The organism is Occallatibacter riparius, assembly GCF_025264625.1.
Classification (GTDB): Bacteria; Acidobacteriota; Terriglobia; order Terriglobales; family Acidobacteriaceae; genus Telmatobacter; species Telmatobacter riparius.
In genome coordinates, this window is the sequence record NZ_CP093313.1 from 5,994,745 (window position 1) to 6,009,081 (window position 14,337).

9 protein-coding genes are annotated in these 14,337 nt (G+C 56.8%); 1 reads left to right on the plus strand and 8 read right to left on the minus strand.

Features of this window, described 5'->3' with window-relative positions; genetic code table 11:
- Window positions 1-92: 92 nt before the first annotated feature.
- Window positions 93-4,004, minus strand: a complete 3,912-nt coding sequence (locus tag MOP44_RS24500) for a N,N-dimethylformamidase beta subunit family domain-containing protein (protein WP_260793069.1) — start codon at window positions 4,002-4,004, stop codon at window positions 93-95.
- 632 nt (window positions 4,005-4,636) lie between these two features.
- Between MOP44_RS24500 and MOP44_RS24505 the strand changes: the two genes are divergently transcribed.
- Window positions 4,637-6,010, plus strand: a complete 1,374-nt coding sequence (locus MOP44_RS24505; RefSeq protein WP_260793070.1) for an aminotransferase family protein — start codon at window positions 4,637-4,639, stop codon at window positions 6,008-6,010.
- A gap of 57 nt (window positions 6,011-6,067) precedes the next feature.
- Here the strand turns inward: MOP44_RS24505 and metA are convergent, their stop codons facing one another.
- From metA to MOP44_RS24540, 7 genes are all read right to left on the minus strand, one after another.
- Window positions 6,068-7,123 (minus strand): homoserine O-succinyltransferase MetA, encoded by a 1,056-nt coding sequence (gene metA / locus MOP44_RS24510; protein ID WP_260793072.1) that lies wholly within the window; start codon window positions 7,121-7,123, stop codon window positions 6,068-6,070.
- 60 nt (window positions 7,124-7,183) lie between these two features.
- Window positions 7,184-8,509: an O-acetylhomoserine aminocarboxypropyltransferase/cysteine synthase family protein gene (locus MOP44_RS24515; RefSeq protein ID WP_260793073.1), complete on the minus strand. Its 1,326-nt coding sequence runs from the start codon at window positions 8,507-8,509 to the stop codon at window positions 7,184-7,186.
- A gap of 11 nt (window positions 8,510-8,520) precedes the next feature.
- On the minus strand, window positions 8,521-9,858 hold the full coding sequence (locus MOP44_RS24520; protein WP_260793074.1) for a pyridoxal phosphate-dependent decarboxylase family protein: 1,338 nt from the start codon (window positions 9,856-9,858) through the stop codon (window positions 8,521-8,523).
- 210 nt (window positions 9,859-10,068) lie between these two features.
- Window positions 10,069-11,874 (minus strand): long-chain-acyl-CoA synthetase, encoded by a 1,806-nt coding sequence (locus tag MOP44_RS24525; RefSeq protein ID WP_260793075.1) that lies wholly within the window; start codon window positions 11,872-11,874, stop codon window positions 10,069-10,071.
- Entirely contained in the window at window positions 11,871-12,605 is a 735-nt protein-coding gene (locus MOP44_RS24530; RefSeq protein WP_260793077.1) for an SDR family NAD(P)-dependent oxidoreductase, read from the minus strand. Before MOP44_RS24530 ends, MOP44_RS24525 begins: the two co-directional genes overlap by 4 nt.
- Window positions 12,598-13,794: an ANL family adenylate-forming protein gene (locus MOP44_RS24535; RefSeq protein ID WP_260793078.1), complete on the minus strand. Its 1,197-nt coding sequence runs from the start codon at window positions 13,792-13,794 to the stop codon at window positions 12,598-12,600. The genes MOP44_RS24530 and MOP44_RS24535 overlap by 8 nt, the downstream gene beginning before the upstream one ends.
- Window positions 13,795-14,057: 263 nt before the next feature.
- On the minus strand, window positions 14,058-14,315 hold the full coding sequence (locus tag MOP44_RS24540) for an acyl carrier protein (protein WP_260793080.1): 258 nt from the start codon (window positions 14,313-14,315) through the stop codon (window positions 14,058-14,060).
- Between the last annotated feature and the right edge of the window lie 22 nt (window positions 14,316-14,337).

Below are 14,337 nucleotides of genomic sequence, written 5' to 3' on the forward strand. Positions count from 1 at the left end.
GCGGCGTTGAAATCCTCCAACACCGCCGTTCTCGATGACGCGAAGGTTCCAACCTTCGCAGGCATCTACCACCTAGAAATTGAAGTTGATGATCACTGGTACACGTTCGCCACCGACACATCGTCGAAGTAGAACGTGCCCACAACCTGGTCGAAGAGCAGCAGCCGAGCCATAGGATTGGGGTTGGATAGATCGGCATTCACAGCTCCGATCAACGATCCGTTCAGCCAGACTTCCGCCTGTCCATTCGTTGTTTGGTTGTCCTGGATCTCGATGCTGTACCAGGTGTTTGCTGTGATCACCTGGCTTGCCGAGGAGATGGAATATACGCTACCCGACGAAGTCCAGAAGTAGAAATCTAGACCGTGAGTGTAGCCGTTGTAGTCCACTTCCCAGGTGTTGCCGCCATTGGCATTGCGGCCCTCGGCCAGAATGGTGCTCGTGCCAATATTGGTTGTCTGGAAGTAGAACCGGGTGAACGTTTGAGTCTGCGGACCGCCCGTCAGGGCCGTGTAGAGATACGCATACTGTCCATTCGCAATGTTGATCGCTGCAGCAGAACTGCCACTGTGTTTGACCGTGGTTTGTACGCTCAGCTGGCCATTGCTGTCACCGTTTGGCAGGTTCCACTGGCTGAAATCCCCAGTCTCGAAGCCATCATTGAAGTAAAGGGTGGCCGTGTAACCGGTGCCGCTCAGTGGAATCGTCTGTGGGCTGTCGGCCGCGTTGTCCACGATCGTGATGCTCCCGTCTCGTGAGCCATTCGCGCTCGGATTGAAGGTGACGGTGATCGTGCAAGATGAATTCACCGCCAGACTCGTCGACCCAGTCGGACAATTGTCTTGTTCAGTGAAGTCGCTCTGGCCTGCGCCGCTGACTAAGATGCTGCTGATGCTGAGCGGCGAGGTCCCATCGCTTGTCAGGGTGATGGTCTGAGAGTTGGTGGTGGAGAGCATCTGCGATCCGAAATTCAGGCTCGCAGGCGCCACCGCAGCTGCAGGACCAGGATTGATGCCTGTACCACTTAACTGGACAGTCTGTGGGCTGGTCGGATCGTTATCGGTAATGACCAGGTTAGCGCTTCGGCTTCCAAGCGCGCTCGGGTTGAAGGTTACGGTGAGCAGGCACGTCGCATTCGGCGCGAGAGCTCCGCTGCACTGCCCCACAGAAAAGTCGGAAGCGTTCGCACCGCTGACCGTAAAGCTTCCGAAATTGAGCGGAGCATTCCCCTTATTCAGAATTGTGAGCGTCTGCGAGTCCTGAGCTGGATCGTCGGTGTTTCCCTCGCCTGCCCCGTTCACTCCCCACGTTCCGAAATTGAGGCTAGCCGGGTTCACGCTGATCACGGGCGCTGGCTGTGCCGGGCCGTTATACACGTTCGATATCACTACATCATCGAAATAGAACGTGCCCACGGCTCCGTTCATCAACAATAGCCGGGCCATTGGATTGGAGTTGGAGAGGTTGGCAGCGACTGACCCGACTGACGCCCCATTAATCCAGACTTCGGCCTGGCCCGAAGTAGTTTGGGTGTCTTGTAGCTCCACGGAATACCAAGTATTGGCAACGATGCCGTTCACTGGGGAGAAAAGGCTGTAGACCCCACCTGAGCTGTTCCAGAAATAGATGTCCAAGCCATGGCGATTCGCGTCGTAGTCCACTTCCCACGTATTGCCGCCGTTGGCATTCCGAGCGAGAGCCAACATCGTGCTCGTGCCAACATTGGTCGCCTGGAAGTAGAAGCGTGTGAACGTTTGGCTCTGCGGACCACCCGGCAGAGCGGTGTAGATGTAGGAGTACTGGCCGCTGGCATTTGTGAAAGCCGCAGCGTACTGGCCGTTGTTGACGAGAGTCGTCTCCACCTTTCGCTGACCTGAGCTGTCACCACTCGCCAGGGTCCACTGGCTCAAATCGCCCGATTCGAAGCCATCTTTGAAGAAAACGATCGGGGTGATCGAGGATCCCGCAACTGATATGGTTTCCGGGCTATCTGGAGCATTGTCAGTGATCACGATGCTTGCCGTTCGAGAACCGGCCTGCGTCGGTGAAAACTGCACATTGAGGCTGCACGAAGAGCCCACGGGCAGGCTACCTGTCCCCTGAGGGCAGGTGCCGTTGGTGATGAAATCGCCGGCAGCAGAGCCCGACGCAACGATACTGCTGATGTTCAATGGTGCGGAGCCAATGTTGGTGAGCGTAATCGCTTGTGCTGCGCTCGTCGTACCCACATTCTGGAATCCGAAATTGATTGCCGTGGGGCTCAGCGAGACCACTGGCCCCGAGGTCGTCTGTCCTAGGCCGGACAGCGGAACGCTGTGCGGACTTCCAGTTGTATTGTCGGCGATAAGCAGAGTCCCCGTCCGGTTTCCTGTGGCGCCCGGTCTGAACCTTATCTGCACCGTACAGGACGTGCCGGTAGTCATCGTCGCTGGACAATTGTTCGTCTGGGAGAAATCGCTCGCGTTCGTGCCTCCAATCGAAATGCCACTAAGGCTCAGTGTTGTCGATCCTGTGCTGGTTATCGTGACGGTCTGAGCCTGGCTCGTCGCTCCAACCACGCCCCCATAGAAGTTGACACTGCTCGGACTAAACGTCGCGAACGGAGTGCCCGTGAGGAAATTGTTCAGGATATTCGCGGTCGCCTTCTGAATACCTGCGTTCGCGAATGTTGTCGTATTGATGTTTGCGAGGCCCAGGCTCCATTCAATCGTGCCCGAAGCAAACACGCGTGCACCACTTGGAGCGGTATAGATTGTCGAATTGGAATTGGAATGCAGTCCGGATCCATCGACCACGGGCGATTGGGAAAGAATCGTCAGGCCCGCTGGGCTGAAGCCGTTGTTCCAGACCTTGTCGTATTCATATCCGACAATGCCTGGTACCTTCGATCCATCGGCCAATCCAGTGTTGGCGTAAACCCAGTTGGAAGCGTTCTGCACAACATAACTTCCGTCCGCCGCACTCTCGAACATCACGCCGATCAGTGCGTTTTCGGGCTGATTAACCAGCGGATCGCGCCAATTAGTTGTGAGGATCGTATTATCCACCTGCCACTCAGGGTCCGGTCCCGGGGAGTTAGGAGAATACGCAAATTCCTTGTAACCAACCTGCACGCGGCGGGGAACGCCGTTCACGTTAGGCTCAAAGCGAATTTGCCAATACATCGTATTGGCCGAAAAGAATCCGACGTTGACACCCCCCGCAATCGCGCTCTCCACGTTGGTGCGCATCGCGCGGGTCCAGTATTCGTCATGGCCGACAGAAAGGAAAGCTTTGTGATTGGTCAGAGGGTTGACCGCGGTGTCGGTGTCCACGTCCGTGGTGTACGACACGTTGTATCCCTGCTTCTCGATCCAGTAGACAAAGTATTGTTCGTAGGAGAAGTACTGCCCGGCGCCATTGCTACCCTGTGGATTGAACGGGCGATCAAAGCTGACCTTGGTCGCATGAGCATAGGGATAAATACTCTTATTTGTTTCGTTCACGTACAGACTGGTGCCGCCCCAATCGTTGTAGGCCTCGTACGTTGTCACGCTGGTCTGGAAAAGAATGTCCTCATGCCCAGTATCGTTGCGCACAACGAAGAAGATGAAACTTGAGCGCCCAACTGAGTCGGTCAGCTTCGCAAGATAAACTCCAGACACCCACGTCGCAGGCACTTGCAGCGTCGTGGATTTCACCCAATTAGTGCAGGCCACCATACCCGTGACCGGGTCAGGAGAAGGAATTGCTTGGTGGCGGCCTTGGAAGCTTCCCATTGACTGGATGAGCCGTGCGCCGATGCCTTGGTAATAGCCGGTCCTGTAAATGTCAACGCTGAAATTGGCCGCCGTGGTGGTGACGTAGAAGTCGATTGAACCACCCCGATTCACGCTGGTTGCCGATGCGAATCCTGACAGCGCATCCGGAGCGTCCGGCGCAGTGAAATCATTCCAGCCGGCCGTGCCTGGCAAGCTGTTCTCCTGCTGAATGGCATTTTGGCCAGCGGCGATTTGAGTTGACATTGCGAACACGATGCTGGCAAGCAGCATGATCGCGCGAAACGATCCGTTTCTCCCGAGCAGAAGAAACGGCCGAAGGCAACTTTGTTGCGATGTGGTTCCGCAACAATCATGGGAAGAAGCACCTGCAATCACGAGAAACCTCACTTTCCATTTTCTTTTCTTGAGTGCGCTCAGCTAACGATCCCGGCACCCTGGTTGCATGCTGATCGAGTTCGATCATCCCAACATGACATCCGGAGCGCTCCGCGGGGATCGGAACCAGCCGCCCGCACAACCGCGCATCCCAGCCAAAAGGATGATTAAGCACGAGTCTCCCCGGTGCGTGTAAGCGAAGCGCCATGACACTTGCGCTCGTGGTGAGTAGCGAGCATGAAAGTGAAAGTTACTTCCATTACACGCCCAACTTGGCCCTGACCGGAATGCCCTGGATCTAGCTTTTCTCGTGTAGTTCGGAAATAAAGTATTTGGACGTTATTCCGGTCACAACTTCACGGTGGCCGAACCCAGAGGATCGCCTGCATCCGCGCACCGCATCGCTGACTTCTTTTAGGAAATACCACCAATAGTGCAGGAGCGGGCTTGCGGGTTTAGGGTACGATCATTGTGTCCAACAACAGGAGGATGACTGCAGAATGCTCCCTAGCGAACTTGTGACTGCTGATAGAAAGTACCAAATTCACTCGCTGCACCACCCTGTCGATGAGCAGGACGCACTGATCTTCACCAGCGGGCACGGAATTCGAATCCGCGATACAGACAACCGTGAATACATCGACGGCTTGTCAGGTCTGTGGAACGTCAACATTGGCCATGGCCGCGTCGATATGGCTGACGCCGTTGCGGAACAAATGAAGACCCTGGCCTACTTCTCTGGATATGCCGGCTCTTCTACGATTCCTTCCATTCAATTGGCAGAACGCCTCATCGCCTTGGCGCCCGGCATGGCCGCAATCTTCTTCACTTCGGGTGGCGCCGAGTCCAACGAATCCGCCTTCAAGACTGCGCGGTATCACTGGAGAGCGCTCGGAAAGCCCGGGAAGACCAAGATTATCTCCAGAATCCATGGCTATCACGGCGTCACACTCCAGGCAATGAGCGCCACTGGAATCTCCGCTTATTGGAAAATGTTCGAACCCCGTGTACCGGGATTTCTTCACATTCCCACCTGCTACCCATATCGCTTTCAGGCGGCGAATCCTTCCGAGACGCCCGGCCAGGCGGCAGCTGCCGAGTTGGAGAAGGCGATCCTGCGCGAAGGTCCGGAGACCGTCGCAGCCTTTATCGGCGAACCGATCCACGGCGCCGGTGGGGTCATTTATCCAACTGAAGACTACTGGCAGCAGATCCGCGCCATTTGCGACCGTTACGAGGTCCTTCTAATCGCGGACGAAATCATTACTGGCTTCGGTCGTACCGGTCGCTGGTTCGGCCTCGAGCACTGGAACGTTACGCCTGACATTCTCTCCTTTGCGAAGGGCGTCAGTTCGGGTTACCTGCCACTGGGCGGAATTATGATCACTCAGGCAATTCGCGATGTGTTGGATTCCGTGGAGCCGGCGAACCGCTGGATGCACGGGTTCACCAACTCCGGCCACCCTGCTTGCTGTGCAGCGGCTCTTCGAAATATCCAAATCATTGAAGAGGAGAACCTGGTCGACAATTCCAGAAAGATGGGAGACCTGCTCTTCCACGCTTTGCAGCAGACATTCTCAGATCATCCGAACGTGGGAGACATCCGCGGCGGCAAGGGCCTGCTAGCTGCTCTCGAGTTCGTAGAGGATCGCGGCACCAAAAAGAACTTCGTGATCGAAAAGGACTTTGGGAATCGCCTGCGCAGGGAAATGCGCTCTCGAGGAGTCATCACCCGCACGCGATCCGCAGCGGGTGAGCATCCGGCTCCCGGAGATCAGGTGCTGTTTGCTCCGCCGCTCGTCATCCAGGAAAGCGACATACACGAGCTGGTAGCAGTCACGAAGGACGCGATCGAAACAGTGCTCGCGAGTTGAGGCTTATGCCGTGCCTGAAATCATGAGCGCCACGCGCTTTCCGGCACGGCATAAACTCTATAACCCTGCCTCGAACGCTTCTGCTTGCAGGCCCCGCAATGGCTCAGGCACGAAACTCCCGCGATCTGATGCCGCATTCATGGTCTGTGCCAGCGCGCTCTTCTTCGCGTGAATCTCCGTGAGCCAATTCGTGTATAACATTAGAGCGGAACTGCCCCAGCTCTTCTCTTTTGCGATGAAAGGCGCCACTGATTCGATGAATCCAAGAGCTTCTCGATGCGACGCTATATCGCCCTTGGCCTGGAGCTCCAGTAGGACGCGTTCAGTTCCCGCATCAAAATAGCCTCTCGGCATCGACGGATAGGACGCTGCTTCCCCGTTCAGAAACCTGTTGATGTCCCGCCGGTATTCCCGCAGCAGCGTGTCGGAATCGTACTCTGGATGTCCTTGGAAGTATACGAACAGGCTGGAATCCTGCTTGATGAAACAATCGACATCAGCGTCCTCAGCCCGCGTGAGAACCTGATAGCCATTCCGAATCAAATCGGCTTCAGGTAAGCCGTTCCAGCGAGAGTGCGGCAGCCGAAGCGTCCTGGGAAGGTGCCTCAGCATGGGATGCTGCGACACCCGAACACAATCAAACACGCCGCAGCGCTTCTGCTCGCTTCTTTGCCGTTGAATCCCATCCATGTGCAGGACAGCCGCGTGGGCAGCAAGACATGACCATACTGTCGAGAGCGTGTTCGTCCGAGCCCATTCATGCACCCTGCCAAAGCTGTTCCAATAGGGCTCATCGCGCAGACTCGGAAAGAGTGGTTCCCTCCCCGTCACGATCAGGCCATCCAGCTTCGTTTCCCATAGAGACTCGATCGTATGGTAGCGCCCCTCCATGTAATGCTTCGCTGCATCGCTTCGGGGCACCTCCGGAAAGTGGTAAAACGAGACCTCGATGCGCAAATCTGTACCAGCTGCAGTGAGGAGATTCACGAACTGCCTCTCCGTCGCCTCCAGCGCGCCATCCGACATGTTATTCAGCAGTCCGATGGTAATCGCGCCAGAGCGCTCATTGCGCTCCGGCAGTCTGTTCGCCCATTCGTGACGGGCGGCCGACATGTGCGTCCTGCTCTGGGGAAAGTTCAGTGCTATGGACATAGTGTTTACGCTCTGACCTCGTTATCTGGCGCCACTCGCCATTGCAAGCGCCTGGCCCAAATCCGCGAGAATGTCATCAATGTGCTCAATGCCGATACTGAGCCGGATCATCTCCGGGAAGACACCGGCGGCGCGTTGTTCCTGCTCCGTCATCTGACGGTGTGTCGTAGAAGCTGGATGGCAGGCAAGTGACTTCGCATCTCCCAGGTTGACCAGGCGCAAAATCAGGCCGAGAGCATCGTAGAACTTGACCGCCGCGGGAAATCCGCCCTCGATGCCAAAAGCCATCAGTGAGCATGCACGACCGCGCAGATACTTTTGCGCCATATCGTGATAGGGGCTGTCGGCAAACCCGGCATAATTTACCCACTTAACCATCGGATGGCTGCGAAGGAATTCGGCGACGGCCTTCGCGTTTGCAACATGCCTCTCCACGCGCAATGCCACAGTCTCAATCCCCTGCAGCAACAGGAACGAGCTTAGAGGCGAAAGCACTGCGCCCGTCGTGCGCTGATACACGCTGCGGCAGCGGCCCAGGAACGCAGCCTTGCCATAATGCTCGGTGTAAACAAGCCCGTGGTAAGACGCATCAGGCTGACTGAACATCGGAAATCTGTCGGCGTGGTCGCTCCAGGGAAAGTTGCCACTATCCACGATTGCCCCGCCCATCGTCGTTCCATGACCGCCCATGAACTTGGTAAGCGAATGAACAACAATGTCCGCGCCAAAGTCGATTGGCCGAAACAACACTGGGCTGGCCACGGTGTTATCTACGATCAGCGGCACTCCATGCCTGTGAGCTGCGCTCGCCAGCGCCTCAATATCGCAGATGTTCCCTGCGGGATTGCCAACGCTTTCGCAATAGACGGCGCGCGTGTCTTCATCGATCAGCGCCTCAATATCAGCCGCGCGATCCGACTCCGCGAAACGAACCGACACTCCCTGGCTCGGCAGCAAATGAGCAAACAACGTATGCGTTGTCCCATAGAGCTGCGGCACGCAGACAACATTGCATCCAAGGCTCGTGACATTCTGGACCGCATACGAAACTGCAGCCTGTCCGCTGGCCACGCACAGGGCCCCAACGCCGCCCTCAAGCGCAGCAACGCGCCGCTCGAGTACATCCGTCGTTGGGTTCGAAATCCGTGTATAGCGATAACCGTCGGCCTCCAGATTGAAGAGTGCCGACGCGTGCTCGGTACTATCAAACGCATACGAAACGGTCTGATAGATGGGGACCGCCGCGGATCGCGTTGTCGGGTCGATCTGATAGCCGCCGTGAATTGCAACCGTTTCAGGTTTCAAGGTCGAAGTCCCCAGGCTCTGTTCAGCACATTTATGGGCCATAGATTGTCTCTTTAGTTCATCTCGTACGGAGCAGTTTCGAGCTGCGCGTCAATCTCGTCGGCGAGGTCTGTAATCTCGCGGACCACATCGAATATGTCGTCCGCCGTTGTCTTGAAACTCGTGATGCAAGCTCTCACGACCGGCGTTCCGGCAATAGAGGTCTCTGACATCCACGCGATCTGCTGTCGCTTGAGTTCCTGGAGGAAGGCCGGCACATCCAGGCCGTCGCGTGTAAAGCAAATCACCGGAAGAGGCGTTCTATTAACCACCCTCCACCCCGCCGCTGTAAGCGATTGCCGCAGCAGATCGCCCATTCGGGCCTGGTGTTCGATCATCGTCGCCTGCCCATTTTCACCGCGCTCCGCCAAGCTGAGAAACAGCTTCAGGCCGATGAATCTGCGCGACCACTGCACCGATGTCATATAAGGGTCAGATGTGGTCGGGTTAGCGCTGCTCGGCATATAGCCAGCGTCCGTGCTGAACGCTTTCCGAACCACCTCAGGATGCCGGCAGAAGAACATGCCGCACGCCATCGCGACTGAGAGCCACTTATGAGCATCGCAAGTGATCGAATCGGCGCTCTCAATTCCTGCCAGATGGCGTCGCAGCGACGGTGAGACAATGGCAGCCCCGCCCCACGCCGCGTCCACATGGAACCACATTCTTTTTTCCCGGCAGATGTCTGCAAGCACAGGCAGCGGATCGATCACTCCCGCTGCGGTTGTTCCCGCTGTACCAACCACCATGAGCGGAACGAATCCTCTCTCGCGGTCATTAGCGATCTTCGCGACTAGCTGCTGCGGGTCCATCTTCAAGTCGGAATCAACCGGAACCACTCGCAGCGCGCTTCTGCCAAGGCCCGTCATGCACGCTATCTTGTCGAACGAATGGTGGGCCTCAGAGGAAAGGTAGATCGCCGGCCGTTCAGGTAAACGATGCAGCCCTTCATCGCTATAGCGTGGGAAAGCGGATGCAAGCGCGCTAACGACCGCCGACAGATTTGCTTCTGCTCCACCGCTCGTAAACGTCGCAGCCGAATCGGCAGGAAGCCCGAACAATCCTGCAAACCAGGCAAGCGTATGGCGCTCAATCTCATTTGCTGCCGGCGATGTGCGCCAGCTAGCAAGCTGCGGGTTATAAGTCGCAACCAGCGTGTCAGCAACAACGGATGAGAGCGTCACGCTTGGGTTATACAGCCCGAAATATCTGGGATGCGTAACCTGCACCTGCCACTGGCGAAGCATGCGTTCCGCATCCGCCGCCACCTCTTCAAGCTGCATCGGCCGTTTGAAATCGTATCTCGACGTGAGATAACTCCGGATCTCCTCCGCCGAAACACTGGGGTACATTGGACCGTTATCAATTGCAGCGGTCGCTGCCTCAAACGTGGCTCGGATTTGTTGAATGAACATATCTCAGTAGGACCTGGATCAATGTGTCTCGTTTGCGCGCACTACGGCACAATCGATGCGCGGGTTCGCACGAACACGCCTCTGGCTCGCATGCGCAATGACTGCATGCACTGTGGCCAGGCCGGCGATGACGAGGAGCTGCTCGATTTAGAAGCGGATCTCACCTGCATGAATGCGGGCGTACCAGTTCCGATCCAGCGGTTGTAGAGTCTGCGTCTGCGGGTTGTCGAAATAGATGGCATCCGAGGTACCTTCCGGATCGTAGCTTTGTTTCACCAGGTCTGATTTCGAGTATTTGAAGGTTCCGGTGATTGCAAAATCGTTCGCGATCCTGATAAACGCCGGCCGCGCGTAGGTTGGGAGGCGTCGGACCAGGTGCTCGCGAAGCGCGGAGAGGTTGAGCTCTCCCTCTGGGCTGATCGCTGCCATTCCTACTCTGCCCTCAGCGCCGGCCACTCTCACCCCATACACAATCGCGTGCTGCACACCCGGAAAAGACGAAATGACATTCGCGACTTCGGTAGTTGCGACGTTTTCACCCTTCCAGCGGAAGGTTTCCCCGACGCGGTCCACAAAGTAGTAGAACCCCCGCCCGTCCCTTCGCATCAAGTCACCGGTTCGCACCCAGACGTCGCCTGTCTTGAAGACATCTCGTAACAACTTGCCGTCCGTTGCCTGCGAGTCGCTATATCCTTCGAAGCGAGTCCCAGCCTGGGATGGATCCTGGAGCATCGGTGCCAGTGCCTCGCCGGGTTCGTCTGGTAAGCACTTGATGCAGAACCCTTCTTCATTGCGGATCGGCTCGCCCTTCTCGGGGTCGAACTTCACAATCGCCGGCGCCACTCGATGGGCCAGATAAGGAGGAACCCGCCCTATCGATCCAACTTCTCCCTCAGCGTTGAATAACGAGAGGCCGCCCTCCGTGGAAGCGTAGAACTCGAAAATCTTCGGTATCTGAAACCGCTCCTGGAATGGCCTCCAAACGTCGGGAGACAGTCCATTGCCGCACGCAACCCGGATGCGATGCGCACGCTCATCTTGCGAAGGCGCAGTGTGATAAAGATACCGGCAGAACTCACCGATGTATTGGAACATCGTGCAATCCCACTGCACGACATCGTTCCAGAATCGGCCTGCAGAAAAGCGATCGCGGACAACGACGCTACCACCCGAAACCAGAGTCGCCGCCGGCGCCAGTACGCCTCCAATGCTGTGATACATGGGGAGGCAATCGTACATCCTGTCCTCCCCACGTATATCAAGCATGCCCGCGAACCAATATGCCCACTGAAGAATCCTGCCGTGGCTCAGTCGCGCCGCTTTTGGCAACCCCGAGGTGCCCGAAGTGTAGATGTAGAGCGCCAGATCTTCAAACGACAGCCGTGGACGCTCCATCGAATCCGAGATCGGCGCCAGACTCTCCAGGCAAGTATCTATCCGCCGAAACGGTGCAACATCAGCACCGTGAATCCATATTTCTGTCTCGCCACTCACTTCCGGAAGCGCGGTCCCAAACGACTCCGCAAATTCATCCTCGACAATGATGTGCTTCGGCCGAACAACATTGATGCAGTGAGCCAGGGAGGCGCCCACAAGATTCGTGTTCAGCAAGGCCACGATTCCGCCCGCTGCTGTAATTCCAACCCACAGTGCGAAGTATTCCGGCCTGTTCGTCATCAGCAGGCCGACAACTTCGCCCCGCCCAATTCCCTGTTCAAGCGCCCAACAGCAATAGAGGCTCGCACGCTTGTAAAGTCCGCGGAAGTCGAAGCACTCCCTGTCCGAAAGCAGCGCAGCGGCATCGCCGCACCGAGAAGCAAGTTCTTCAATCACGTCGAACAACAGCCGATGAGGCGTTCGCGCGCTCGCTGCCGTGAGTTCCAGAGCTCTGAGCCATGCATGACCCGGCTTTGCCGCGGCAACCTGCTGTGGCGCATCCATTAGTTTCGTCACGCTGTGCTCCCGGCATCCACAGTGATCACGGTCCCCGTGATGTTCTTCGCCTTGTCGCTCAAGAGATACTCCACTGCATTTGCAACGTCGTCCACTTCCGCAAAACGGCGAAGAGCGCTCCTGCGCTTGATTCGGTCGCGTTCTTCTGCGTCCAGCCCTTCTGTCAACTGCGTCTCGATAAACCCCGGCGCGACCGAGTTCACGGTGATGCCGTTACGGCCCACCTCCCTCGCCAGTGAACGCGTGAAACCAATGAGCGAAGACTTGGTCGCCCCATAAACGCTCAGACCGCTGAACCCAGTAAATGCCATGATGGACGAGACGTTAACGATGCGGCCGCTTCCATCGCTCATCATCCCTCGAGCTACGTATTTCGTGAGCACGATCGGAGCAAGTACATTCACGCGAACAAGTTTTTCTATCTGGGCCATTGGCATCATGGCCAGAGTTCCCTCATGGCTGATCCCCGCGTTATTCACCAGTCCATAGATAGGGCCATATTCTTTCCGCACCTGAGATACAAAGCCAGCTATCTTCTCGATTTCAGCAAGGTCGAGCATGCTGAAAACCAGTGACCCAGGATGCGTCGCCTCGATCTCGTTCTGCGCTTCGCGAAATTGCTCGCTTTCTCCGCGAGCAATGGCAATAACACGATATCCGGCGGCAGTCAGTTTTCGAACGATGCCGAGCCCCAGACCCCGACTGCCTCCCGTTACCAGCACGTTACGCATACTGCCGCATCACCTTGCCCGATTCGGTAATCGGCAGCTCGGAAACAAGCTTGATTGCGGCGGGGACCTTGTGCGGCGGAAGCGTTTCGCGGCAAAGCTGTAGAATGTCGCGTTCCAACCTGTGCATCTCTCCGTCGCTCGGCATTGACGATCGACTCGGGACCACATTCGCAACCACGAGCGCACCTGTAATCGGGCTCTTCTTTGCATGCACCAAGCAGGCCTGCACTTCCGGGTGACGTTGGATCACAGACTCCACCTCTTCGGGGTGGACCTTCAATCCCCCTACATTGATGACCCCATCCCGTCTGCCTGCGAAATAGTACCTGCCGTCGCGCAGCTCAACTCTGTCTCCCGCATCCACGTAGCCAGCCTGATCTTTCAACACAGGCGCGTCGGGGCCGATATAGCCCTTTGAGTTTCCCGCAGAGCGGATGCGCAGGGTGCCATCCTCAACTTTCATGTCGATCAGCGGGTTTTCATTCAACGCAGAAGCGGGAAAGCCAGCCAACTCGTCATTCACTTCAAAAGCAACTCCCGCCTCGGTGGAAGCAAAGGCATGAACAATCCGGGCAGCCGGGAAAGTCGACCGGAGGCGGTTGAGAATCCCTTGATCGGGAGCCTCACCGGACAGACGAATGTACTTAGGATTCAAAAGAGTTACAGAAGGACTCATCAACGCGCGCCGCCAATGAGAAGGCGTGCCGGAGATGTGAGTCACTCCCGCACGAGCTAGCCGCGTCAGGAAATCTGCAAGCGGCTCCTCTTTGCTGGAGAGTACGAGTGACGCGCCTGTAAGAGCGGCGCGCAGCAGAATCTGAAGGCCTCCATAGCGCCGGATGTCATAGAAGGTTCCCCAGATGACTTCTTCATCTCGATTCAAGCGCGGCTGAATCGCAGCAGTGAGACTTGCAAGCGTGTGAGCTACCAGCTTGGGCCGACCCGTGGTGCCGGAGGTCATCAGAATCCATTCCGTTTCTTGGACCGGCCCTTCTTTGGCCGCGACGGAAATCAGGTTGCGGCTGCAAGGCCAATAGCACATCCGGCCGTGCGACCCGCTGGCAATCATCGCATGGTCTGAAATGATGCAGTCCACCTCGGCCGCACTCATGACGTAGGAAAGATGCTCGAGAGGGAGATCCGGTGGCCAAAGTATGATCCGGCGAGCCACGCCATCCAGCTCCAGCACTGCAGAAGCCGTCGTGATCTGCTCCTGCGTGGCAATGAGGATAGACCTCCCCTCAAGTTCCTCACCTCGCCCGTAAAGCGACGACCCACACGCAAACTCGTCGCATGCGATCCGGCGCGTGGCGTCCTCCAGGAATCGGCATCCAGACATGCCGGACTCCCTCATGCTGATCGCAAGACTCGTGTGAGAGAGCTGTGGAAGCTTCTCCGCCCGGCAGCAGAGAGAGTCGGTTGAGTGACAGTTTGTACAAGCAGTCGTCTGATTCATGACCTCACCTGCTCTTCCATGCACGCTTCGTAAAGATGAACAAATTCTCCAAAAGTGACTGGGAAGACCGTTGCATCAGCGCTGAAGGGATCAACGCCCAGGCTGTCTTCCAGTCGAGTCACTATGACGGCGAAGCAGAGAGAGTCTAACCCCGACTCCAGAAGGTCGGTCTCGTCCGTGAGAGGGGGAAGCTCTTTTCCGTTCTCGCGCGCTACATCAGTGAAGTGGTCAATAATCTTAGCCCGCGTGGTCATTTGATAATCTCTCCGGTCTTAG

What these genes read in the sequence shown, in the direction of transcription:
- MOP44_RS24540 (WP_260793080.1), bottom strand. Translation starts at nt 14,315, where the DNA reads ATGACCACGCGGGCTAAGATTATTGACCACTTCACTGATGTAGCGCGC.
- MOP44_RS24500 (WP_260793069.1), bottom strand. Translation starts at nt 4,004, where the DNA reads ATGTCAACTCAAATCGCCGCTGGCCAAAATGCCATTCAGCAGGAGAAC.
- MOP44_RS24520 (WP_260793074.1), bottom strand. Translation starts at nt 9,858, where the DNA reads ATGTACCCCAGTGTTTCGGCGGAGGAGATCCGGAGTTATCTCACGTCG.
- MOP44_RS24530 (WP_260793077.1), bottom strand. Translation starts at nt 12,605, where the DNA reads ATGCGTAACGTGCTGGTAACGGGAGGCAGTCGGGGTCTGGGGCTCGGC.
- MOP44_RS24515 (WP_260793073.1), bottom strand. Translation starts at nt 8,509, where the DNA reads ATGGCCCATAAATGTGCTGAACAGAGCCTGGGGACTTCGACCTTGAAA.
- MOP44_RS24505 (WP_260793070.1), top strand. Translation starts at nt 4,637, where the DNA reads ATGCTCCCTAGCGAACTTGTGACTGCTGATAGAAAGTACCAAATTCAC.
- metA (WP_260793072.1), bottom strand. Translation starts at nt 7,123, where the DNA reads ATGTCGGCCGCCCGTCACGAATGGGCGAACAGACTGCCGGAGCGCAAT.